Raw genomic sequence first — 22,660 nt, forward strand, 5'->3', positions numbered from 1 at the left:
CATGCCTGGACTGGGACAGCGTCGTCCCTGTCGATTATGCGCATTCCTTTTTTAAATGAAATTGAGAATCATGAAGATTGACACCCATCGCGGACTACTCAAATGCGTCTTGCCTCCGAAGGACAAGGACTCCCAGCCAGATCTGCAGCGCACGCAACCTGGGGGCTGTTCGAAAGCGGGGAAACTGCTATCGACGGCCGCACGTGCCATTGGCCTTCCAACCATCCGAAGCGGGGCCTCCAGCAAAAGTTCGAAGATTGCGGCGCCTCGAAATGCAGATATCCAGAAGTTGCCAACTGCGAGTCAGGCCAATAAAGAGCGTGTCGACGCAACCGTTGGAAAAATCAGGTTGATTCACGCAAAGATGAAGCCTCGGCTTGATGCGCACAAAGAGCATGTGAAGAATGATCAAAATCGCACGCAAGCGTACATTGCCAATGGGCTCGAACCTTGCGATGAGGTCAATGAATGTCTGAATTCACTGGTGACGACATGCAACGAGGATTATTCTGCCGAACAGTCCCGGGCCATAAGAAAAAATCTGAGCGATATCGCATCAGATCTGCAAGAAATTTCCAATCTTTCAGAAGGGGAGATGGAAAGAATTGCTTTGGACTACATTTTTACTGTTTTTAAAGATACGCGCATTCCTGTGCTGGATGCCGGTTTTAATAATAAAGACGATAAAACTGCGCATCTGAAAAAGATTGTGTTCGATATTCCGAACAGCAAAAAGATTGCAGGCGTGCAGGAAAGCCATCAGTTCTCTTTTCCATACCTCGATAATTACGACAAGATGGCGGAAAATGAGTTGCGCTTGTTGACGAAAGACAGTTCAATTCCTGATTTGAAGGGTAAGACCATTTCATTCGTCGGTGCCGGTTTTCCACTTTCTGCGATGATGTATCATATTCACTCGGGCGCCCAAATCCAATTGGTTGATATTGATAAAGGTGCTTGCGAACGGGCCGAAGCTTTTTTGGATATCTGCGCCGAAGCCAATATCATCGACCGCAGTGATTTCTCTGTCGCACAAGGTGACGCCAGTAAAATCAGATATGTCCGAAAATCGACGGACGATGTTGCGGGGCAAGCTGCCGAAGACAGGGCTGGTGCCTCGTCGGACAAGGCAGAGGTATCGGAGTTGCAGAGCGATATCCTTATTTTCGCTGCCGCACTACCCAGCGAAGTCAAGGCAGCCGCCTTGAACAATATTTCTTCCCGGGGTCTGGAGGTGATCAATCGATGCACATCCGAAGCAAATAATCTACTTTATCCATCCACCAAATTGTCTGCCTTGCAGAAAAGATATGGACTGGAAGGTGGTTCCCGTGTCTTTTCAGTGGAAAAGGTCATGTATCCAGAATACGCCTATAGAAACAAGACCTCTATCAATGCGGCGGGTGTTCCAGTCAATAAAAATGGAGTGCCAATGATTGAAACCAATAAAATCAACCAAAATACCGCCCAGAAAATTGGCGTCGCCGTCAATGCCGCATCGGAGGGGAGGGAACCTCTCAAAACCCATCCGGTCCCTTGTTGATCGAGAATGCGTGCTCCATCCTTTGCCATGATCACTCCCCGTAGCGCCCTGAAGTTCGACCTGTTCGCTGAGGCCTCGCGCCAACACAAGAGAGATGAGGTGGGCGATCCGCTGCAGGTGATCGCGCGGCACATCGACTTCGCAGAACTGGCCCGGCTGGTGGGGGAGCCTCTCACAACCCCATGTTTGACGAATCCGAATAGGGAGGAGTGGGCGCCAGTAGCCGTTTGAGCGTGATGAGGCCCAGCAACGGTCTGCGCCTGGGTGCATGAGGGGCCTTGCAGGCCCGGTGGCTCAGGCTTTCACCGTTTGCAGGCGCACTTGTGCCTTGCCAGTGGCGGGCTTGAAGAAAGCATCCACGCCCCGATGCAGGAACCAGGCCAGTCGCTTCATGTTGTAGCAGGCGGCCATCATCGTCATCCCCACCGTGGCGCGCGCCTGTCCGATGGTGCGCACGAACTTGCCCCCCAGGTGGCGGATACCGGCGAACACGTGCTCCACCTTGGCTCGTTTCTTTGCGATGCGCTGGTTGCGCCCCTTCTGGCATTCGCTCTGTGGTCGGCCCGCCTGCGCACGGCGCTGCATCGCATCCACGAATCCCAGCACTTTCAGCATCTGGCACCTTTGGCGGCTCGGGTAGGCTTTGTCCGCATGCACTGCCCGCCCGGTGTTGTGCATGTCCAGCACCTCATCGAAGTGGTGCCCGTCGTGCTCGCTGGCCGTGCCCGTGGCGAGGCGGCGGATGAAGCCGTGCTTGAGGTCCACGCTCACGCTGAGCTTGTAGCCGAAGTGGCTTTTGCCGTGCTTCTTCGTGTGCGTGGCCTCCACATCCTTTTGCCTGCGTCGCGCTTGGCTCCAGTCCGGCTGCCCGCCTTGTGCCAGCGTTCGCCGCTCCTGCTGGCCGATGTGCTGTCGGGGCGCGGGCACCAGCGTGGCATCAATGGCCTGCCCGCCCCGGGCGATGTAGCCGTGGCGCTGCAGTTGGGCATCCACCCCCTGGAACAAGGCCGTTGCCCCGCCCACGCCAAGGCGCTCGCCAAAGCGCCAGATCGTGTTGCGGTCCGGCACGTTCATCGCATCCTGCAACAGGCAAAACCGCTGGTAGCTCCCCCGGTCCAGCAACTGATACTCCATCTGCTCATCGGACAGGTTGTACAGCCGCTTCAACACCAGGATGCGCACCATCACCTCGGTGGGGTAGGCGGGCCGACCGCCCCGGCGGCCACCCCCGCGTTCGATCAAGGCATCCACCAGCCGGGCCAGTTCTGCGAAGTCGATGTGCCGCGCGATCACCTGCAGCGGATCGCCCACCTCATCTCTCTTGTGTTGGCGCGAGGCCTCAGCGAACAGGTCGAACTTCAGGGCGCTACGGGGAGTGATCATGGCAAAGGATGGAGCACGCATTCTCGATCAACAAGGGACCGGATGGGTTTTGAGAGGTTCCCGCAAGGGCTGGCGGGTATCCAGGGGGTGAAGCGTCTTGCGGCGATTGCCAACCGGCCCGAGCTGGCCGGGATGTTGGAGTTGTTGGCCGTGAACGCCACCGCCCGGGAGCTGTTGGCGCTTTATCAGCATGATCCGAAAATGGCCCAGGTAGTCCAGAGCAATGTCGCCTTGGCCGTGGGAATGTCCGACCAGAATCTGGCCCCCAAAACGGAGGGTGAAAAAAATGCCGTAGTCATTACGGCATTGCAGAGTTTGCAGCCCCTGGGGGATGGCCCCGCAGAATTCGACTGGAGCATGCCTGGGTATTGATGGCTACATCAGCATGTCGGGGTCGATGAGGTCGCCGATGACAATTCCTGCCATGGGGTTGATGGCTTTATCGACCGTCTCGGCGATGGTGTCCAACGTCGGGAACACGCTCGCGGCCAACTCATCGATGCCGATGACCTTGGTGTAGATGGCGACGTTCACGTTGTCGAGTTCGTGCCCGGCGAACTGGCAGCGGTGCTCCAAGCTGACTTTGCTCTGCATAAGCTCGTTGTTCACGTACTTGCGCAGGCTGTGAAAAACGAGCTTCTCGCGGGTGATTCTTGCGCTTTCCAGATTCCGGGCGAACATCTTGCCCACGGCGTTGCCGCTGCCCTTGCCGTCGCGCTCCTTGTACTTGAAAAGCTTGTCTTCCGGCTCCTTCAAGCTGTCGAGGGCGGGGGCTATCTGCGCAAAGATGTAGGAGTGCAGGGGCACATCACGGATGCCGGCCAGCGTCTTGCTGTCGTCGATGGTGATGTACGGCACGCCCGTGCGGCTGCGCTTGAACTGGCCTTTTTTCAGGGCGGTGATCTCGCCCACGCGGCAGGCGGTGAACAAGCCCATGAGAACTGCGTTCACATAGTCCGGGGCTTTCTTTCGTTGCTCGCGGAAGAAGTCTCCGCCTAGCAAGAGCGCGACTTCATCGGTTTCGAAGGTCGCCCAACCGCCTTTCAAGCGCTGCTTCTTCGTGAGCAGGGAGCGGTTCTCGGCGGGATTGTCTCCGCGCGTGTAGGCCTGTTTTTTGGCGAAGTTGTAGAGGGCGCGGATGGTCGAAATCTTGTTGTCGATGGTGCGAATGCTGTTGCCCTTTTGGGCCAAGTGCTCTTGGTAGCGCGTGATGTCGCTTTGCGCAATGCGCGTGATGGGCGGGTTTTTGAGGAACTTGGCGACCTCGGTAGCCGTGTTCCTGTACGAATCGGCCGTTGCCTGCCTGACGGATTTGAGCAGTAGGAACCTTTCCAGCAGTTCGCACAGTTTCAAGGCCGTGGGGTCGTCTGCTGGTGCGGCAGTTGCTGCGGGTGCTGGTACGGGTGCTGCGGCAACCGGAGCGGGCTGAATGGCGTGCAATGCCTTCATGGCCTCCACGGCTTGTATGAGCCGGGCATGGTCCTCGGCACCATTGGCTTTGAAGATGCCGCGTGAGACGTCAATCTCGTACTTGGAAGGCAGGTCTTTGCGCATCAAGCTATCCATCAGATTTATTGCTCTGATGATAGCCACGCGCTGATAGCTGGTGCGCAGGGAGCGCTTGACCTGCCGACCCTCGATGCGGGTGTGCAGGTAGTACGTGGAGCCAATGAGGTAGATGGGCAAACCGAGCATGTGTTGCTACCAGTTTTGCTACCACCCACAAAGGAAAAAAGCCTTGTAAGTCGTTGACCTACAAGGCTTTTACCGTTTTGGCGGAGAGGGTGGGATTCGAACCCACGGTAGTGTTGCCACTACGCCTGATTTCGAGTCAGGTACATTCGACCACTCTGCCACCTCTCCTGTGTGTCGAAGCCGGGATTCTAGCAGGAAGTTTCAGCCTTCCGGCCGACTCAATACTTCCCCATGTAATCGCGCTTGCCCAGCTCCACTCCGTTGTGCCGGGCAATCGCGTACGTGGCATTCACGTGGAAGAAGAACTGCGGCAGACCGTAGTGCAGCAGGTAGTGCTCGCCGGCAAACTGCTTTTCGCGGGGCGTGCCGGGCTGCAGAATGATCTGGCGGGCCGCGGCCTCGTCGAAAGCCTCGGCGGGCAGGCCTTCGATGAACGCCAGCACGGTGTCGATCCGGGTGCGCAGGTCAGCGAAACCCGGCCGTTCTGCATCGGGCAGCGATGGCACGTCCACGCCGGCGAGCCTTGCGGCAATGCCCTTGGCGAAGTCGCACGCGACCAGCACCTGCCGCGCCAACGGGAACATGTCGGGAAACAGCCGGGCCTGCAGCAAAGCGTCCGGGTCGATCTTGCGTGCGGTCGCGTGGGCTTCGGTCTTGGAGATTACATCCCCCAGCGAGCCAAGCATCTGCTTGAAAACGGGCACGCTGGCGCTGTACATGAAAGAGGTCATCGCGGGTCGATCCTTGAAAAGAGGGCCGGCAGAACGCCGGCGGATCGCAAGTACACCAGCAATGGGCTGCTGCTGCACGATCGGAGCGGGAAAACCCCTGAAAGCACCAGTCCGATGGTGGTTCAGACCAGGACGATCTGCGGCACGTTCTGCAAGTCGCGCAACGGCATGCGAGCCGGCTTCACCGCGCGCAGATGGGCCACCATCTCGACCACCACGTTGCGCTGGCTCTGGATGCATTCCCAGATCTGCTCATGGGTCAATCCGCGCAGGCGCTGCGCCACGGTCAGCTCGACCCGGTCGGTGATCCAGTCACCACGATATCCGTAATCCGCGCGCCAGTAGTAGGGCTGGGAGAAATACCCGAAGGACCCGTGGAACAACTGGCGCACGTGGGTCGGGTCTTCGAAGGCATCGTCGCTGGCGCCATGGGGCACGCGGATGACCATGCGCGCGTCGTGCCGGGCCACGCGGTGCAGTTCCTGCATCATGGGCAGCACCTTCGGGATGTGCTCCAGGACATGCGACAGCAGAAACTCCTCCACGCTCCCGTCCGCCAGCGGCAAGGGCGTGGCCGCGCAGGCGTCCAGGTCCGCGACGATGTCCACGCCGGGCAACGCCTGGCTGTCCAGGTTCAGCCACCCTGCAAGGGTATTGCGACCGCAGCCGACGTTGAGCTTCATGGCCTGATTACCTATACATCGTAAAAAAAGCCATTCTGCGCGGCCCGGGCCCGCGGCCTATGCGGCCAGGGAAGCGAGCCCGCCCAGGTAGGGGCGCAACGCTTGCGGAATCTCCACGCTGCCATCGGCCTGCTGGTAGTTCTCCAGCACCGCCACCAGGGTTCGGCCCACGGCCAGGCCCGAGCCATTGAGCGTGTGCAGCAACTCGTTCTTGCCTTGCGCGTTCTTGAAGCGGGCTTGCAGGCGGCGGGACTGGAACGCCTCGCAGTTGCTCACCGAGCTGATCTCGCGGTAGGTGTTCTGCGCAGGCAGCCACACTTCCAGGTCGTAGGTCTTCGCGGCGCTGAAGCCCATGTCGCCCGTGCACAGGCTCATCACGCGGTAAGGCAGCCCCAGCTTCTGCAGCACGGCTTCGGCGTGGCCCGTCATGGCCTCCAGGGCTTCGTAGCTCTTGTCGGGGTGCACGATCTGCACCATTTCGACCTTGTCGAACTGGTGCTGGCGGATCATGCCGCGCGTGTCGCGGCCGTAGCTGCCAGCCTCGGAGCGAAAGCACGGCGTGTGCGCCGTGAGCCGGATGGGCAGGTCCGACTCGGGCACGACCACGTCGCGCACGAAGTTGGTCAGCGGCACTTCGCTGGTGGGAATGAGGTACAGGGCCGCATGGTCGGGCACGGGCTCGCCGTCCTGGCCGCCCTTCTTGGCCGCGAAGAGGTCGCCCTCGAACTTCGGCAACTGCCCGGTGCCGCGCAGCGAATCGGCATTGACGGCATAGGGCAAATAGCACTCGGTGTAGCCGTGCTCCTGGGTCTGCACGTCGAGCATGAACTGCGACAGCGCACGGTGCAGCCGGGCGATGGGGCCCTTCATCACGGTGAAGCGCGAGCCCGACAGCTTGACGCCCATGTCGAAGTCCAGCCCCAGCGGCGTGCCCACGTCCACGTGGTCCTTGGCCGCGAAGTCGAAGGCGCGCGGCGTGCCCCAGCGGCGCACCTCGACGTTGCCGGCTTCGTCCGCGCCCACGGGCACGCTCTCGTGCGGCAGGTTGGGCACGGCCAGCAGCAGCGCGTGCAGTTCGCCCTGCAACTGCTCCAGCCGGGCGGCCGAGGTTTCCAGTTCCGACTTGAGCGAGCCCACTTCGGCCATGACCGCATCGGCGCTCTCGCCCTTGGCCTTGAGCTGGCCGATCTGCTTGGACAGCGTGTTGCGGCGCGCCTGCAGTTCCTCGGTGCGGGTCTGCAAGGTCTTGCGCTCGGACTCCAGGGACTGAAAGGCCTCGACGTCCAGGAAGGCCTGGGGTTTTTTGCGGGTCTCCAGCCGGGCGATGGCGGAGTCGAGGTCTTTTCGAAGAAGGAGGATGTCTAGCATAGGCCGCGATTTTAGTAGGGCGTCTTACCGGGTTGGCGCGCCGCAGTTTCCGTTTTAGGATGGACCGCACTGCCCCAGGGAGGACTCCATGCACATCGAACCGTACCTTTTCTTCGACGGCAACTGCAAGCAAGCGCTGGATTTCTACGCCCAGTGCCTGGAAGGGCGACTCACCGCCGTGCACCGCTACGAGGGCTCGCCGCTGGAAAAGCAACTCCCCGCGCACTGGCGCAACAAGATCATGCATGCCACCCTGGAGGCCCCCGGCGGCCACCGGTTCATGGCCAGCGACCGCATGCCGGGCCAGCCGTTCGCGGGCCACGCGGGCTTTTCGATGTCGGTCAACTGCCCCGGCAGCGCCGAACGCGGCGAGCGCATCTTCCACAGCCTGGCCGTGGGCGGGCACGTGGGCATGCCCTTCACCGTCACGTTCTGGGGTGCGCACTTCGGCACGCTGGTGGACAAGTTCGGCGTGGGTTGGATGGTCAACTGCGACGGGGCGCAGCCGCCCGCCTGAAGGCCAAGGCGCCCCCAGGCACTGCGCCGTTCAGTCCAGCGTGGCGGGATCGAAATTGGCCCCGCACAGGATCAGGCCGACCGTCTCCTCAGCGCGCGGGCGGTAGGCGCCGCTTTGCAGCGCAGCCAGGCCCAGCGCCGCCGCTGGCTCGACCGCCAGCTTCAGCTCCCGCCATAGCCATTGCTGCGCGCTGCGGATGGCCTCGTCGGGCAGCAGCAGCGCGGTATGCACGTGGCGCTGCGACACCTCCCAGGCGATGTCGCCGATGCGGCGGGCGCCCAATGAATCGGCGGCCACGCCACCCACCTCCACATCCACCGGCCGACCCGCCGCGCGGGCGCTGTGCAGCGTGGGCGCGCGCTCGGGCTCCAGCGCCACCACGTGCGCACGGCTGTCGCACCACGCGGCCACGCCGGCGATCAGCCCGCCGCCGCCCACGCTCACCAGCACGCTGTCGGGCAATCGGTCGCCCGCCTGGCTTTCCATCTCCAGCGCCAGCGTGCCGGCACCGGCCACGACTTCGGGCTGGTCGTACGCATGGTTGAGCAGCGCGCCGGTGGCCTGCTGGCGCGCCAGGCAGGCCTGCAGCGCTTCGGAATACGCGGCGCCGGTCACCACCACTTCGGCGCCCAGGGCCCGCAGACGGGCGCGCTTGGCCTCCGGCGAGATCTCGGGCACGAACACTTCGCAGCGCACGCCCAGCGCGCGCGCTGCGGCCGCCGTGGCAATGCCCGCGTTGCCGCCCGAGGCGATGATCACGCCGCTCTCGGGCACGGGATTGGCCAGCATGCGGTACAGCATGCCCCGGGCCTTGAAGCTGCCGCCCACCTGCAGATGCTCCAGCTTGAGCCACACCTGCGCGCAGTCCACGCCCAGCGCGCTGCCGCTCAACTGCAGCAGCGGGGTGGTACGAAGAAAGCCGGCCTGTGCGGCCAGGCGCTGGTGTGCAGTGGAGATGGCGGAGCGATCGATCATGAGGGGGCCTTTGGCGAATCGAAAAGAAAGACCGTGCCCGCACGGCCCCGCACGAAGAACGACGGGCAACGGGCTTGCGGCACACGAAACCGTCGAGTGTATGCAGCGCACCACGCACCAACCACTCACCAGCCACGCACCCGCCACGTGAAGCCATCGAAGCCCGCCGCCCTCCCCGCCATGCCCCGGCTTTCTGCGGCCCCAGCATCTGCCGATACCATGGACCGCCGATCGCGGCGTGCACGGCGGTGTGCACGCCGGTGCAGCGGCATGGCAGGAGATGGCGATGTTCTATGTGTTCGGGCCTTCGGGCCAGATGTACCGCGGCGGGCCGGAGCAATTGGCGCAGGTGGCGCCCGTGCGGCGGGTGCAGCGGCCCCAGGCACTGCGCACCCGCTCCGCCGACCCCGAGGCGGATCCGTTCCCCCCCGTTCCCGCGCCGCCCCCCGACCCCGGCCCGGTGAACCTGCGCGCGCAAGAGGCCGTGAGCGCCTACGCGCAGACCGAGCAGGGCCCGCAGGTGCCCCGCCAGCCGCTGTCTCGCGTCCAGGACGTGATGACCGTGGGCGCCCTCACCGTGCCGCCCGACATCCGCGTGAACGATGCCTGGGCCACGCTGGCGGAGCACCGCATCGCCCAGGCGCCCGTGGTCGACGCCGCGGGCCATGTGGTCGGGCTGCTGCTGCGCGCCGACATGGCGCCGCTCGATCTGCTGCCCGAGCCCGGCAGCGTGAAGGCGGCCATCGACCTGGCGCGCCGGCCCGTCTCCGAGATCATGGTGAGCCCAGTGCCCACCGTGGCCGCCGATACCGAACTGCGCCGGGTGGCGGGCGTGCTGCTCGACACCGGCCTGCCCGGCCTGCCGGTGACCGACGAGGCCGGCACCATGACCGGCTTCATCTCGCGCACCGACATCCTTCGCGCCGTCGCGGCCGACCCGCCCCTGGACCTCTGGAGCTGATGCGGCCCGCGGCACCGCCCGCTGCCGCGGCGCAGCACCGCCACCGCGCATGAAAAAACCCGCGGGGCCTGGCAGCCGCGCGGGTTCTTGAGGGATCGAGGCAACCCGCAGCTGGCGCCACGGGCCGCGCCCTCACTGGGCGAATCGCTCAGCGGATCATTCGGCCGAAATCGCCTCGGGCTCGGCGATCTCCACCGAGGGCAGCGGGCTCGCCAGCACTTTGTCGATGGTCTTGCCGTCCATGTCCACCACCTCGAACTGCCAGCCCTCCCACTGCACCGTGTCGGTCACGCGGGGCAGCTTGCCGGTCAGCAGCATCACCATGCCGCTGAGCGTGTGGTAGCGGCCGCGGTCTTCCTCGGGCACGGCGTCCAGGTTCAGGCGGTCTTTCAGTTCGGGCACAGGGATGTGGCCGTCCAGCAGCCAGCTGCCGTCCTCGCGCTGCACCGCCCAGGAGGTTTCGGGGTCGCGGGCGTGGAATTCACCCGTGATGGCCTCGATCAAATCCTGCAGCGTGACGATGCCCTGCACTTCGCCGTACTCGTCGATCACGAACGCCATGTGCAGGTCGGACTGGCGGAAGTTGTCCAGCAGCTCCATGCCGGTGATGGTCTCGGGCACGTACAGCGCCGTCTGCAGCGGCTGCGTGGCCAGGTCGCGCGCCTGCTCGCGCAGCGAGCGCGACAGCCACTGGCGGGCATTCAGCACGCCCAGCACGTTCTCCATGCCGCCACGCACCACGGGAAAGCGCGCGTGGTCCGACTCTTCGATGCATTTGAGGTTCTCTTCGAACGAGTCCTCCACGTCCAGCACCGCCACATCGGCGCGCGGCACCATCAGCGAACCGATCTGGCGGTCGTCCAGGCGAAACACGTTGCGCACCATCTGGTGCTCGTGCGACTCGATCACGCCGGCGCTCGTGCCTTCGGCCAGCACCGCGTGGATCTCGGCCTCGGTCACCGCGCTGGCGTTGTTCTCCTTCACGCCCAGCAGGCGCAGCAGGCCCTGCGTGGACATGGACAGCAGCTTCACGAACGGCTTGGTCGCAATGGCCAGCCAGTTGATCGGGCGGGCCACCAGGCGGGCGATGACTTCCGGATGGCTCTGGCCCAGGCGCTTGGGCACGAGTTCGCCCACGACGATGGAGAAGTAGGTGATGAGCATCACCACCAGGCCGGTGGCCAGGTAGCTGGCGTATTTGGCCTCCAGCCCCAGCGTGCGCAGCCATTCGCCCAATGGCTGGGCCAGCGCGGCTTCGCCGACGATACCGTTCAGCACACCGATGGAGGTGATGCCGATCTGGATGGTGGAGAGGAATCGGGTCGGGTCTTCGCCCAGCTTGACGGCAGCGACCGCGCCGCTATCGCCCTCATCGATCAGCTTCTGAAGCCGGGTCTTGCGCGCCGTGACCAGCGCCAGTTCCGACATGGCGAACAGGCCATTGAGCAGGATGAGGGCGAACAGTATTGCTATCTCCATAGACAGGGAACGGATGGGTTCCCTCAGAGTGAATCAACCGCAAATTGTAAGAAGTCACAACCGCCGTGGGGTCATAAGGGCCGCCCGCGTAGGGACATTGGGGCGCCAGCGTGGTATTTGCGCCCTGTCGCTGCCGGGACAGGGCCTGCGGCAGGCGCCAGAGACCATGCATCGAAATGGCCTCCAGTGCAATAATTACTAGGGCATATAGCTATTAAATTAATAGCAAAACGATAGCCAATCGATTTCAATGCCCTGCGGGGCCCGTCTCCGGCGTGCGCTCGGTGATCGCCAGCCCCGTGGCCGCATCGATGCGCAGGCCCTTGGGCAGCGGGAATTTCACCGTCTCCTCGATGCCGTCCATCTTGCGCACCGAAACGGCGCCCAGCGCCTTGATGCGGTCGATCACCTGGCGCACCAGGATCTCGGGCGCCGAGGCGCCGGCCGTCAGCCCCACGCGGGCCACGCCCTCGAACCACTCGGGGCGCAGCTCCTCGGCGCTGTCCACCATGTAGGCCCGCGTGCCCAGGCGCGCCGCCAGCTCGCGCAGCCGGTTGCTGTTGGAGCTGGTGGGGCTGCCCACCACGATCACCAGGTCCACCTGCGGGCTCAGCACCTTGATCGCGTCCTGCCGGTTCTGCGTGGCGTAGCAGATGTCCTGCTGCTTGGGCTCGCGCACGCTCGGGAACCGCGCGCGCACCGCCGCGCTGATCTCGGCCGCGTCGTCCACCGACAGCGTGGTCTGCGTCACCACCGCCAGCTTGGCCGTCTGCCCGGGCTGCACGCGGGCCACGTCCTGCACGTCCTCCACCAGGTGGATGCCATGGTCCAGCTGGCCCATGGTGCCTTCCACCTCGGGGTGGCCCTTGTGGCCGATCATGATGAACTCGTAGCCCTCCTTGGCCAGCTTGGCGACCTCCACGTGCACCTTGGTCACCAGCGGGCAGGTGGCGTCGAACACGCTGAAGCCGCGCTCGGCCGCCTCGGTCTGCACCGCCTTGCTCACGCCGTGGGCAGAGAACACCAGCGTGGAGCCCGGCGGCACCTCGGCCAGGTCCTCGATGAAGATCGCGCCCTTGGCCTTGAGGTCGTTCACCACGTAGGTGTTGTGCACGATCTCGTGGCGCACGTAGATCGGCGCGCCGAACTTCTGCAGCGCGCGCTCGACGATCTCGATCGCGCGGTCCACGCCCGCGCAAAAGCCGCGCGGCTCGGCCAGAACGATTTCCTGGGGTTTTTGCATGGCCTCAGAGCACCCCGATGAGTTGCACCTCGAAGGTGACCGGCTGGCCCGCCAGCGGGTGGTTGAAGTCGAAGCGCACCGCGCCGTCCTCGCGCACCGCCAGCACCACGCCCGCGTAACTGCCCAGACCGTCCGGCGTGGGGAACTGCACCACGTCGCCCGCGGTGTAGCGCTCGTCGGGGTCGCCCAGCTCGGCCAGCAGTTTGCGCGCCACCCACTGCTGCATGTCGGGATTGCGGTCGCCGAAGGCCTCGCCCGCGGGCAGGGTGAACGTGGTGCGGGTGCCCTCGGGCAGGCCGATCAGGCACTGCTCCATGGCAGGGGACAGCTCGCCCGCGCCCAGGGACAGGGTGGCCGGCTTGTCGCCGAAGGTGTTGATCACGTCGCCCGCCGGGCCGGCCAGACGGTAGTGCAGGGTCAGGAAGGAACCGGCCTGCACGGTGGGAGCGGCGGCCGGAGAGGCAACGAGGGAGGTGGGGGCGAGGGTGGTCATGAGAGTCCCGATAAACTGGCCGCCATTGTAGAAACCCGCCCATCCCCTGCCCCGCGCGCGGCCATGCCGCCGCCCTTACCGGACCTGCCGCACCATGCTCATGAAAACCATGCCTGCCGATGCCCGGCCCCGCGAACGGCTGCTCCAGCGGGGCCCTGCCGCGCTGTCGGATGCGGAATTGCTCGCGATCATCCTTCGCACAGGCATTGCAGGCAAAGGCGTAATGGAGATGGCATGCGAACTACTCGCGCCAACCCAGGTGGATGTGGCATCGGGCAAACCCACCGGCGGCTTCAGCGGTATCAGTGGCCTGCTCCATACCAGCGCTGATGACCTGCGGCGTATCAAAGGTCTCGGCCCCGCCAAGCGGGCCGAATTGGTGGCGGTGCTGGAACTGGCAAGGCGAGCGCTCGCAGAACAACTAAGCGAGCGCGAGGCATTCGAGTCCCCGACCGCCGTGAAGCATTATTTGCAGTTGCACTTGGCCGGCCGAGGTTACGAAGTCTTTGCCGTGATGTTCATGGACGCCCAGAACCGCATGATCGCCCTGGACGAGATGTTCCGCGGCACGCTCACCCATGCCAGTGTGTACCCCCGCGAAATCGTCACCCGCGCCCTGCACCACCACGCCGCCGCCGTGGTGCTGGCCCACAACCACCCCAGCGGCAGCGTGAAGCCCAGCCGCGCGGATGAAAACCTCACCCACCTTCTCACTAAAGCCCTGGCACTGGTGGACGTGCGCGTGCTGGACCACGTGATCGTGGCGCCCGGCAACGCGCTGTCGATGGCCGAATCCGGAATGCTGTAAGGCGCTGGCGGGGTGGGCTGCCGGGGCTGCAGCCTGCCTGTTGACTCCAGCCCCCTCGCCGCACGAGCATTGTCGATTTATTAACAATTGGTTAATAAATTAAATTACCCAAAAGTCACATTTTTGCTTTTTCCGATTAGCATTCGCCCCCAATAAAAACGCGATCTCGAAGGGGGGATTGAATGAGCGCAGAACTCGCGGCCACGTTCTTCACCGTCGGCTACGGACAGACCCTGGCCCAGTCCATGGACAGGAACCAGGTGGACGTGCTGGTGCTGACGCAGGGGCAGTACATGAGCATCCTGCAGGACAGGGCCAGGCGCAATGCCGCCCTGGAATTCAACCTGCGCAAGATGCTGTCGCAGTCCACATTCGGGCAGTATTGGCAGAAAGAATTCAGCCCGAATGCGGGTGAGCCTTGGGTCGGGCCCGTAGCGCAAGGGGTCAATGACGTGCTGGCGATCGGCAAGACGCTGAACGCCATCGGTATGGCGGGTATCAGCACCTACATCAAGACCACGGCAACGGGCACGTACATCATCATCAAGGGGTACTCCGCCCAGCGCAGCAGTGCATTGCAGGGCACGCGCTACCTGGCGACCAACCCGAAGATGCTGCAGCTCGGATTGGGGATAAAGAGTTTGCAGGGGATTGCCAAGGGCGGTTTTATTCTGGGCGTGGTCGTGTCCACAGGACTTGAGGTGATGGACTTCATGTTCAACGACGAGAAGACCATGTACGACCTCGTGGGCGGCATCGGCGTAGAAGCCGTCAAGGGAGGGCTTGGCGCCCTGGTGGCCTATGGCGCGGCTGCGTTTGTAGGCACTTCGATGACTGCGGTTGCGGTCGTTCCTCTCGGTTTTATGGCGGTGGTTGCACTCGCCACCGGCATCGGCCTGAATGTACTGGACCGCCGCTACAGCATCGAAGACAAAGTGATCACTGCCCTCAAAATGCTCCCGGAAGAGACGGCGCAGGGTATGTACTACATAGGCGCTGTTGCACAAATCGAATTGCAGACGGCATGACCCCAACCCCAGACGGACCTATGCCACAGCAGGGAGCCTCTCACAACCCCATGTTTGACGAATCCGAATAGGGAGGAGTGGGCGCCAGTAGCCGTTTGAGCGTGATGAGGCCCAGCAACGGTCTGCGCCTGGGTGCATGAGGGGCCTTGCAGGCCCGGTGGCTCAGGCTTTCACCGTTTGCAGGCGCACTTGTGCCTTGCCAGTGGCGGGCTTGAAGAAAGCATCCACGCCCCGATGCAGGAACCAGGCCAGTCGCTTCATGTTGTAGCAGGCGGCCATCATCGTCATCCCCACCGTGGCGCGCGCCTGTCCGATGGTGCGCACGAACTTGCCCCCCAGGTGGCGGATACCGGCGAACACGTGCTCCACCTTGGCTCGTTTCTTTGCGATGCGCTGGTTGCGCCCCTTCTGGCATTCGCTCTGTGGTCGGCCCGCCTGCGCACGGCGCTGCATCGCATCCACGAATCCCAGCACTTTCAGCATCTGGCACCTTTGGCGGCTCGGGTAGGCTTTGTCCGCATGCACTGCCCGCCCGGTGTTGTGCATGTCCAGCACCTCATCGAAGTGGTGCCCGTCGTGCTCGCTGGCCGTGCCCGTGGCGAGGCGGCGGATGAAGCCGTGCTTGAGGTCCACGCTCACGCTGAGCTTGTAGCCGAAGTGGCTTTTGCCGTGCTTCTTCGTGTGCGTGGCCTCCACATCCTTTTGCCTGCGTCGCGCTTGGCTCCAGTCCGGCTGCCCGCCTTGTGCCAGCGTTCGCCGCTCCTGCTGGCCGATGTGCTGTCGGGGCGCGGGCACCAGCGTGGCATCAATGGCCTGCCCGCCCCGGGCGATGTAGCCGTGGCGCTGCAGTTGGGCATCCACCCCCTGGAACAAGGCCGTTGCCCCGCCCACGCCAAGGCGCTCGCCAAAGCGCCAGATCGTGTTGCGGTCCGGCACGTTCATCGCATCCTGCAACAGGCAAAACCGCTGGTAGCTCCCCCGGTCCAGCAACTGATACTCCATCTGCTCATCGGACAGGTTGTACAGCCGCTTCAACACCAGGATGCGCACCATCACCTCGGTGGGGTAGGCGGGCCGACCGCCCCGGCGGCCACCCCCGCGTTCGATCAAGGCATCCACCAGCCGGGCCAGTTCTGCGAAGTCGATGTGCCGCGCGATCACCTGCAGCGGATCGCCCACCTCATCTCTCTTGTGTTGGCGCGAGGCCTCAGCGAACAGGTCGAACTTCAGGGCGCTACGGGGAGTGATCATGGCAAAGGATGGAGCACGCATTCTCGATCAACAAGGGACCGGATGGGTTTTGAGAGGTTCCCAATAGAGGGCTTGGCGCCAAGACGGTGGCTTGGCATGCTGGCCGCATTGCATGCAGGGGATGCGGTGTGTTCTGATGCCTCTTTGAGATGCGTGTCGTGCAATGCCCTTGAGCTGGCCTTGTTTAATCGATGGATTGTCATTATTGGTGGCTATGATCGCGGCCTCTAATCACAGCGATTACGCCGATAAGGGCCTGCTCACATGACACGCCGCGTCACGATCCAAACGCCATTGGGAGAACAGTTGCAGTTTCGCCGCCTGCAGGGCCGGGAATCTTTGAGCGAGCTGTTTGCGTTGGATGTGGATCTGCTGAGCGAGAGCAAGTCCCTCGACCCCAAGGCGTTGCTGGGCAAGCACGCCACGGTGGAGGTGGAGACCGAAGGCGGAGGTCGGCGCTACCTGGACGGCATCGTCACCCGGTTCGGGCTGCAGGGCGAAGACCACCGGTATTACTCCTACCGCCTGCGCTTGAACCCCTGGCTGTGGCTGGCCACACGCAAGAGCGACTTCAAGATATTCCAGAACAAGACCGTGCCCGACATCATCGAAGAGGTGCTCGGCAAATACGGCCACCCCCTGCAAAAGCGGCTCACGCGGGCATATCGCAGCTGGGATTACTGCGTGCAGTACGGCGAGACCGACTGCGCCTTCGTCTCGCGCCTCATGGAACATGAAGGCATCTACTACTTCCACCAGCACAGCGCCGGCCAGCACATCCTGACCCTGGCCGACGACATCGTCGCCTCGCACAGCCCGCTCGCGGGCGCCGCCGTCATCCCGTTCTACCCGCCCGAGAAGGCCGCCGTGGCCGACAAGGAGAACATCCACGCCTGGCAGCTGGCGCAGGAGATCAAGCCCGGGCGGCACTACAACGACGACTACGACTTCAAGAAACCGCGCGCCGACCTGTCCAACATGCGCCAGACCCCGCCGGGGCATGCGCACGACGCCCACGAAATCTACGAATGGCCGGGCGGCTACACCGAATTCGGCGACGGCGAAGCCTATGCCCGCGTGCGCCTGCAGGAAAGCCTCACCGGGCACAGCACCGTGCGGGGACAGTCGCGCCACCGGGCGCTGGCCCCGGGCTACACCTTCACGCTGGAGAACTACCCGCGCGAGGACCAGAACCAGGCCTACCTGATCACCGGCCTGGAATACCACTTCAAGGAAAACCCCCAGGTCAGCGCTGCTGCGCCGGGCCCCAAGGGCACGGCGCAGGAAGAAGGCTCGTTCCAGCGATTCACCCTGCTGGCGCAGCCCACCAGCGTGCCCTACACCCCCGCGCGCACCACGCCGAAGCCCAGGACCACCGGCCCGCAGACCGCCGTCGTCGTCGGCCCGCCGGGCGAGGAGATCTGGCCCGACCAGTACGGGCGCGTCAAGGTGCAGTTCCACTGGGACCGGGTGGGTGCCATGAACGAGAACTCCAGTTGCTGGGTGCGGGTCTCCAGCAGCTGGGCCGGCTCCGGCTTCGGGGCCCTGTTCATCCCGCGCATCAACATGGAAGTCGTGGTCGACTTCCTCAATGGCGACCCGGACTACCCCCTCATCACCGGCTGCGTGTACAACGCCGACAACATGCCGCCGTGGGCGCTGCCGGCCAACGCCACGCAGTCGGGCATCAAGACCAAGTCGAGCAAGGGCGGGGCCTTCGGAGACGGATTGAAGAACGGTGCGGGCGATGCCAACGCCATCCGCTTTGAGGACAAGGCCGGGGCCGAGCAGCTGTGGCTGCATGCGCAAAAGGACCAGCTCACCGAAGTGGAGAACGACGAGGACAAGTGGGTCGGTAACGACCGGCGCAAGACCGTGGACCGGGACGAGACCAACGTCATCCACCGCGACCGCACCGAGACCGTGGACCGCGATGAAACCATCACCGTGCACAACAACCGCACCGAGCGGGTGGACCACAACGAGAAGATCAGCATCGGCGACAACCGGAACGAAGACGTCGGCATCGACGAGACGGTGAGCATCGGCAACAACCGCAGCAAGACCATCGGCCGCAACGAGAAGGACAAGATCGGCAACAACTGGTCGATCAAGGTCGGCAGCTTCAAGACCGAGACCGTCGGCCTCGCCTACCTGCAGAACGTGGGGCTGGCCAAGATGATGAACATCGGCGCGGCCTACAACGTGAACGTGGGCGCGGCTATGGTGGTCAACGTGGGCCTGACGCAGAGCACCAACGTGCTGATGGGGCGCTCAGTCACCGTGGGGCAGAGCCAGACCAGCAAGGTGGGCAAGGACCGCACCGACAGTACCTCCGACAACTACACCGAGAGCGTGGGCAAGAGCGCGGCCACGACGATCGGCGAGGTGCGCACGCTATCGGTCGGCAAGGAAATGTCCGTGACCGTGGGCGACGCCATCGAGATCAAATGCGGCAAGGCCGTGCTGCGCATGACCAGCGACGGCACCGTGCAGATCAACGGGCAGACCATCAACGTGGCCGGTAGCTCCAGCGTCACCGTGGCGTCGCCCAACACCAATGTCAATCCCACCTGACCGGAGTCCGCATGGCGCTCGCACAACCGTCCTCCGTCGATGCTTCGCTCTCTTCTTCGCCGTCTCACGGCGATGGTGCAGGCGCGACCCCATCCGTCACGATGTGCCAGGCCACGGTGCGCGCGCAAGCCGGGCAGGGCGCCTACAGCGTGGCGTGCGGCGCGGAGACGTTGGATGCCATCGTGGGCGTGCTGCTGCCTGCGCTCGTGCCTGGCGACGAGGTGCTGCTGGCACGCACCGGTGCAGGCCACGCCGTCATCACCGCCGTGCTGGTGCCTTGCGCCGCCGTGCCATGGAGCGACCGGTCCATCCGTTTGCAGTCGCATGACTCCATCACGCTCTCGTCCGGCGCCGCGACGCTGCGGCTGACGGCCGAGGGGCTGGCCCGCATCGTGGCCCTCACCATTGAGCACGACGCGCGCGACCTGGTGGACATCGACGCCGCCGAAGTCCGGATCAACTGAACGGCGGCCGCCGTCCGTTTCAGAGATGGACCTGCACCGCCTCCACTGGGCCATGGATTTCCTGCGACAGCGTGTGGCGCCAGGTCAGTGCGAAGTGGCCATGCTCGGGCTCGATGGTCACGGTGTCGAAGTGCGGAGACGCGGCATGGCGCTTGCCGCCGCCAGCCGTCCAGGAAACGTGGGGCCGGATATCGGGCAGGGTGATCTGCGACGGGCCCTGGGCACTCAAGTGGAGCCACTGGATCGATGTGCCGGATGTCACCTGATCGAAAGAAAACTGCATCCGTGGATGCGCGCAGTTCCAGGCCGCCGGGTCGAACGATCGGGGCATCCGTCCCACGATGCCGGGCACCTGCCACTCCGCCGGCCCATAGCTGCCCAGCAGCTTGCGCCGTGGCAGCCAGGTGCGGCCGAAACACCCGAACCCTGCGGGCGAGGGCGTATCGCTCGCTGCGTGGATCAACTCGTCCGGCCATTCGATCCGGGGCAGCGGCCAACCATCGGGCGGCAGCCCGGCGCTGAAGCCCAGGCCCGTGGGGTTGGCGGGGGCGAAGGCCTGTGCATCGGCAGGGTCCTGCCCACCGTAGGCCAGGTGATAGGCCACGGGCACCTGCAGCGCGGGTGCCTGCTCCACCGCCACCGGAAACAAGCCCAGTCGCTTGCGCCACACGCGCTCGCCGAAGACTCGCACCACGCGCGCCTCGCGTCCCACCGTCACGCCCGCATCGAACGCGGCGACGGGCTTGCCGCCGGGCGCGTAGGCCACCGCGTTGACGATGACATCCACCCGCGGCTTGAAGGGCACCAGGTCGCTTTCGAAGCGCACCACGCCCTCCATGCCCGGTGCATCGAAGAACTGGTCGCCACGCAGGATCGGCAAGCCCGTGCCGTGCGGCGCCACCCGATTGCGAAAGTCCAGCGTGGCTTTGACGACCACGGTCTTTTGCAGCCCGCCATCTGGCCCGTAGCCCGGAAGGATTTCCGCGGCGAAGGGCGTCAAATTTTCCAGCATCGTATGCATCCTTTTTGCTTTCGGCCTTGCCATGCGCCAGCCCCGAGGGGGTCTGCGTGAGTGTCGCCCGTCTTCCCCTGGCGCGCGCCATCGACATCCCGGTCATGCGCGCATTGCCCCTGCGCATGGCGCGTTCGCTGGTCACGCAGTACTGGCGCCGCACCCACATGCTCACGCTGCCCGCACACCGGCTGGAGGCCCTGGCAGTGTTCGACGACAGCATCGTTCAGTGCCTGGCCTCGCTCAAGCTGCATCTGGCCCATGCGCCCGCGATGGAGTCGGATTTTCATGCGGAAATCGCCGCAGCAGGGCACGAATTGCAGCAGGAAGGCCCCGCCGTTTTTGCCCACGCCTGCATCGAGGTCCTCAAGCTGCAGCTGGACCGGCCCGCCGATGTGGCCCCCGACCTCTGGAACGGCCATCTGCAAGCCCACCCCGCTGCGGTCTTCCATGCCTTGCGATTCGCTTTCGATGACGCCGTGGCCAGCTATCTCGCGCCGCGCGCAAGCCAGGCGGTGCAGCAGCAGCACCTGTCGCTGGTGCGCCTTCTGATGCGGCTCGCCATTGCGCGGCCCGCGGTGTCCGATGCGTATGCCGATGCCATGGCCGCCATGGCCGAGCCCCTGCCCGGCGGCTTGGCGAATCTCTGCCATTGGCGTTGCGTGGCCCGTGCCGACGAGGCCAAGGCGCTGCGGGCCGTGGAGCAAGGCGAGGACGCCGAAGCAGGGTTGATCTCCCTGGCGCTCATGGGCAGCCCGCAGGAGACCACGGCCGCCAAGGCGATGCTGGCGCGATGGCCCGACTCCCCGGTGGCGCTGGCCCTTTGCGCGGCGCGCGCAGGGCACGATCTGGCCGTTGCCTTGCGCGAGGGCCGCTTTCCCGCCATGGCCTGGACGCAACAGCTGTATGCCGCCGCCCTGGTCGGCGACGGCCCCTTGCTGCGCCAGCTTGCGGCGCATACGCTGTGGGACGACGAACTCGCATGCCGGGCACTGGCCGACAGCGTGGCATTGCTGGCGGGCGTTCCCTGCGATGGGCTGTTCGACCGAGCCCGCCCGGCCGGCGACCGCGCCCAGTGGGCGGACGCGGCCCTGGCGGCGCTGCCCAGCGCCGGCCCGCCCCTGCGAATCGGCAAACCGCGGCCATCGGTCGTGCTGGAAGAGGCCGCCGCGTGCGTGGGTGCACCGCTGCGCCGCCTGCTGTACATCGAACATGTCTCCCGCATGAGCGGCGCGCTGTGGATCGAGGCCGATGACCTGGCCGGCGTGCAGGCGCTGGCGCTTCAGACGGCCTCCGTGTTCGAGCGGGCCGTCTTTGCCGGGAGTGCACCATGACGCCGCTCACCATTGCAGCCGCCGGCGCCTGCACGCCCATCGGCACGCGTGCCTGGCAGACCGGCAGCGCCGTGGCCAGCCGCTTCGCGGCCTTCACCCGCCAGCCCATCAAGGGCCACATCGATCACCAGGCCACGGTGTCGCGCGTGCAGGCCATCGCGCCCGACTGCACCGGCGTCGATCGATTGGTCCGGCTGGCAGCACCCGCGTTGCATGAAGCGCTGCAAGGGCCCACCACCGCATCCACCGCGGCATGGCCGCTGGTCCGGCCGATCCCGGTCTTCATCGCGCTTCCCGAGCCACTGCCCGAACTGCGTGGCCTCATCGATGCCCAGCGGTTCGCGTTGGAGTTGCCGCGTGCGCTCGACGTGGCCCCCGAATTCCTGCCGTTGATGCTGTACACGGGCGGGTCGGTGGGCGGGGCAGATGCGCTGGCTGCGGCATACCGCTTCCTGCACGAACATCCCGCCGTGCCCGAGGTCGTATTCGGTGGCGTGGACAGCCTGGTCGACCCGGCCGTCGTGGACTGCCTCTATGAACGGCGCTGGCTCAAGGTCAACGGCCACACCGAGGGCTTCATCGCTTCGGAAGGGGCCGCTTTCGTGCGGCTGGCGCGCAAGCCTTGTGCGGCGAACTACGTCACCGTGTTTCCGCCGGGCTTCGGGCAGGAAGCCGCGCCGCGCGTGGGCAGTGAAGCCATCCTGGGCGGCGCGGGCCTCATCGACGCTGCCATCCAGGCCCTGAAGGCCGCGACCCTGCCGGCGGAGGCACTGCATTCGTACTGGAGCGACACGGACGGCAGCCCTTGGCGCGGTAGCGAACTCACTAACCTGAGTGCGGCCCTCGCCGCGCAACACGGCCATCCTGCGATGCAGGAACCCGCCGCCTTCCTGGGCGAGATGGGCGCCGCCTGGGCGCCGCTGCTTCTGTGCCTGCTGCACGAGATGCGGCAGGACTTGCACCACCCGCACAGGCCCGTGGCGCTGAGCGGCCATGCGGGCCTGCAGAGCGTGACCGGCCTCTCCACCCGCGCGGCCGCCTGGGTCGCCACCTGGAACCACACCCGCGCACCGATGCCATCCCCATCCACCCGCAACCGCGAAGCTGCCTGACCC

General features: G+C 64.8%; 22 protein-coding genes and 1 tRNA gene. 11 read left to right on the plus strand and 12 right to left on the minus strand.

Going from position 1 to position 22,660, the window contains the following annotated elements:
• The first annotated feature begins 70 nt into the window (after positions 1–70).
• Positions 71–1,543: a hypothetical protein gene (locus M5C96_RS05410; RefSeq protein ID WP_272567701.1), complete on the plus strand. Its 1,473-nt coding sequence runs from the start codon at positions 71–73 to the stop codon at positions 1,541–1,543.
• Positions 1,544–1,570: 27 nt separating this feature from the next.
• Positions 1,571–1,774 carry a hypothetical protein gene (locus M5C96_RS26880; RefSeq protein WP_442867337.1) on the plus strand — a complete coding sequence of 68 codons (204 nt, stop codon included), beginning with the start codon at positions 1,571–1,573 and terminating at the stop codon, positions 1,772–1,774.
• A 63-nt stretch (positions 1,775–1,837) separates the two neighbouring features.
• Here M5C96_RS26880 and M5C96_RS05420 read toward each other — a convergent pair whose 3' ends face one another.
• On the minus strand, positions 1,838–2,923 hold the full coding sequence (locus tag M5C96_RS05420; RefSeq protein WP_272569564.1) for an IS5 family transposase: 1,086 nt from the start codon (positions 2,921–2,923) through the stop codon (positions 1,838–1,840).
• 45 nt (positions 2,924–2,968) lie between these two features.
• Here M5C96_RS05420 and M5C96_RS05425 point away from each other — a divergent pair, with 45 nt between their 5' ends.
• Entirely contained in the window at positions 2,969–3,298 is a 330-nt protein-coding gene (locus M5C96_RS05425; protein ID WP_272567702.1) for a hypothetical protein, read from the plus strand.
• A 3-nt stretch (positions 3,299–3,301) separates the two neighbouring features.
• Here the strand turns inward: M5C96_RS05425 and M5C96_RS05430 are convergent, their stop codons facing one another.
• The 5 genes from M5C96_RS05430 to serS all read right to left on the minus strand — a co-directional run bounded on the left by M5C96_RS05430 (position 3,302) and on the right by serS (position 7,403).
• Positions 3,302–4,621: a phage integrase gene (locus M5C96_RS05430; protein WP_272567704.1), complete on the minus strand. Its 1,320-nt coding sequence runs from the start codon at positions 4,619–4,621 to the stop codon at positions 3,302–3,304.
• A gap of 78 nt (positions 4,622–4,699) precedes the next feature.
• Positions 4,700–4,789 (minus strand) — tRNA-Ser (locus M5C96_RS05435).
• A gap of 50 nt (positions 4,790–4,839) precedes the next feature.
• On the minus strand, positions 4,840–5,352 hold the full coding sequence (locus M5C96_RS05440; RefSeq protein WP_272567705.1) for a DUF1993 domain-containing protein: 513 nt from the start codon (positions 5,350–5,352) through the stop codon (positions 4,840–4,842).
• A gap of 122 nt (positions 5,353–5,474) precedes the next feature.
• Positions 5,475–6,035 (minus strand): class I SAM-dependent methyltransferase, encoded by a 561-nt coding sequence (locus tag M5C96_RS05445; protein ID WP_272567708.1) that lies wholly within the window; start codon positions 6,033–6,035, stop codon positions 5,475–5,477.
• A 57-nt stretch (positions 6,036–6,092) separates the two neighbouring features.
• Complete coding sequence (gene serS, locus M5C96_RS05450) at positions 6,093–7,403, minus strand: serine--tRNA ligase (RefSeq protein WP_272567710.1); 1,311 nt, start codon at positions 7,401–7,403, stop codon at positions 6,093–6,095.
• Between the two features lie 88 nt (positions 7,404–7,491).
• Between serS and M5C96_RS05455 the strand changes: the two genes are divergently transcribed.
• Positions 7,492–7,920, plus strand: coding sequence for a VOC family protein (locus M5C96_RS05455; protein WP_272567712.1), 429 nt, complete (start codon positions 7,492–7,494; stop codon positions 7,918–7,920).
• A 30-nt stretch (positions 7,921–7,950) separates the two neighbouring features.
• Here the strand turns inward: M5C96_RS05455 and M5C96_RS05460 are convergent, their stop codons facing one another.
• Positions 7,951–8,895 (minus strand): threonine/serine dehydratase, encoded by a 945-nt coding sequence (locus tag M5C96_RS05460; RefSeq protein WP_272567713.1) that lies wholly within the window; start codon positions 8,893–8,895, stop codon positions 7,951–7,953.
• Between the two features lie 286 nt (positions 8,896–9,181).
• Between M5C96_RS05460 and M5C96_RS05465 the strand changes: the two genes are divergently transcribed.
• Positions 9,182–9,856 carry a CBS domain-containing protein gene (locus M5C96_RS05465; RefSeq protein ID WP_272569617.1) on the plus strand — a complete coding sequence of 225 codons (675 nt, stop codon included), beginning with the start codon at positions 9,182–9,184 and terminating at the stop codon, positions 9,854–9,856.
• A 156-nt stretch (positions 9,857–10,012) separates the two neighbouring features.
• On the opposite strand, the gene M5C96_RS05470 is transcribed toward M5C96_RS05465, so the two are convergent.
• The 3 genes from M5C96_RS05470 to M5C96_RS05480 all read right to left on the minus strand — a co-directional run bounded on the left by M5C96_RS05470 (position 10,013) and on the right by M5C96_RS05480 (position 13,071).
• Positions 10,013–11,335 carry a hemolysin family protein gene (locus M5C96_RS05470; RefSeq protein WP_272567714.1) on the minus strand — a complete coding sequence of 441 codons (1,323 nt, stop codon included), beginning with the start codon at positions 11,333–11,335 and terminating at the stop codon, positions 10,013–10,015.
• A gap of 247 nt (positions 11,336–11,582) precedes the next feature.
• A complete protein-coding gene (gene ispH / locus M5C96_RS05475; RefSeq protein ID WP_272567716.1) occupies positions 11,583–12,578 on the minus strand; it encodes a 4-hydroxy-3-methylbut-2-enyl diphosphate reductase in 996 nt (331 codons plus the stop codon).
• 4 nt (positions 12,579–12,582) lie between these two features.
• The gene (locus tag M5C96_RS05480) at positions 12,583–13,071 is read right to left on the minus strand and encodes an FKBP-type peptidyl-prolyl cis-trans isomerase (protein ID WP_272567717.1); all 489 of its coding nucleotides are present in this window, start codon (positions 13,069–13,071) and stop codon (positions 12,583–12,585) included.
• Between the two features lie 94 nt (positions 13,072–13,165).
• Here M5C96_RS05480 and radC point away from each other — a divergent pair, with 94 nt between their 5' ends.
• Together radC and M5C96_RS05490 are read left to right on the plus strand one after the other, a co-directional pair.
• A complete protein-coding gene (gene radC, locus M5C96_RS05485) occupies positions 13,166–13,879 on the plus strand; it encodes a RadC family protein (RefSeq protein ID WP_272567719.1) in 714 nt (237 codons plus the stop codon).
• A gap of 182 nt (positions 13,880–14,061) precedes the next feature.
• Positions 14,062–14,907: a hypothetical protein gene (locus tag M5C96_RS05490; protein WP_272567721.1), complete on the plus strand. Its 846-nt coding sequence runs from the start codon at positions 14,062–14,064 to the stop codon at positions 14,905–14,907.
• A gap of 162 nt (positions 14,908–15,069) precedes the next feature.
• Here the strand turns inward: M5C96_RS05490 and M5C96_RS05495 are convergent, their stop codons facing one another.
• Complete coding sequence (locus M5C96_RS05495; RefSeq protein ID WP_272569564.1) at positions 15,070–16,155, minus strand: IS5 family transposase; 1,086 nt, start codon at positions 16,153–16,155, stop codon at positions 15,070–15,072.
• 267 nt (positions 16,156–16,422) lie between these two features.
• Here M5C96_RS05495 and M5C96_RS05500 point away from each other — a divergent pair, with 267 nt between their 5' ends.
• Positions 16,423–18,735, plus strand: coding sequence for a type VI secretion system Vgr family protein (locus M5C96_RS05500; protein ID WP_272567723.1), 2,313 nt, complete (start codon positions 16,423–16,425; stop codon positions 18,733–18,735).
• Between the two features lie 11 nt (positions 18,736–18,746).
• Positions 18,747–19,199, plus strand: a complete 453-nt coding sequence (locus M5C96_RS05505; RefSeq protein ID WP_272567725.1) for a hypothetical protein — start codon at positions 18,747–18,749, stop codon at positions 19,197–19,199.
• Positions 19,200–19,218: 19 nt separating this feature from the next.
• On the opposite strand, the gene M5C96_RS05510 is transcribed toward M5C96_RS05505, so the two are convergent.
• Complete coding sequence (locus M5C96_RS05510; RefSeq protein WP_272567727.1) at positions 19,219–20,211, minus strand: DUF2169 family type VI secretion system accessory protein; 993 nt, start codon at positions 20,209–20,211, stop codon at positions 19,219–19,221.
• A 56-nt stretch (positions 20,212–20,267) separates the two neighbouring features.
• Here M5C96_RS05510 and M5C96_RS05515 point away from each other — a divergent pair, with 56 nt between their 5' ends.
• Positions 20,268–21,545: a hypothetical protein gene (locus M5C96_RS05515; RefSeq protein ID WP_272567728.1), complete on the plus strand. Its 1,278-nt coding sequence runs from the start codon at positions 20,268–20,270 to the stop codon at positions 21,543–21,545.
• Complete coding sequence (locus M5C96_RS05520) at positions 21,542–22,657, plus strand: 3-oxoacyl-ACP synthase (RefSeq protein WP_272567729.1); 1,116 nt, start codon at positions 21,542–21,544, stop codon at positions 22,655–22,657. The genes M5C96_RS05515 and M5C96_RS05520 overlap by 4 nt, the downstream gene beginning before the upstream one ends.
• Positions 22,658–22,660 lie beyond the last annotated feature (3 nt).

The sequence above is a fragment of the Acidovorax sp. GBBC 1281 genome (assembly GCF_028473645.1).
In the GTDB taxonomy this organism is placed as follows: domain Bacteria; phylum Pseudomonadota; class Gammaproteobacteria; order Burkholderiales; family Burkholderiaceae_C; genus Paracidovorax.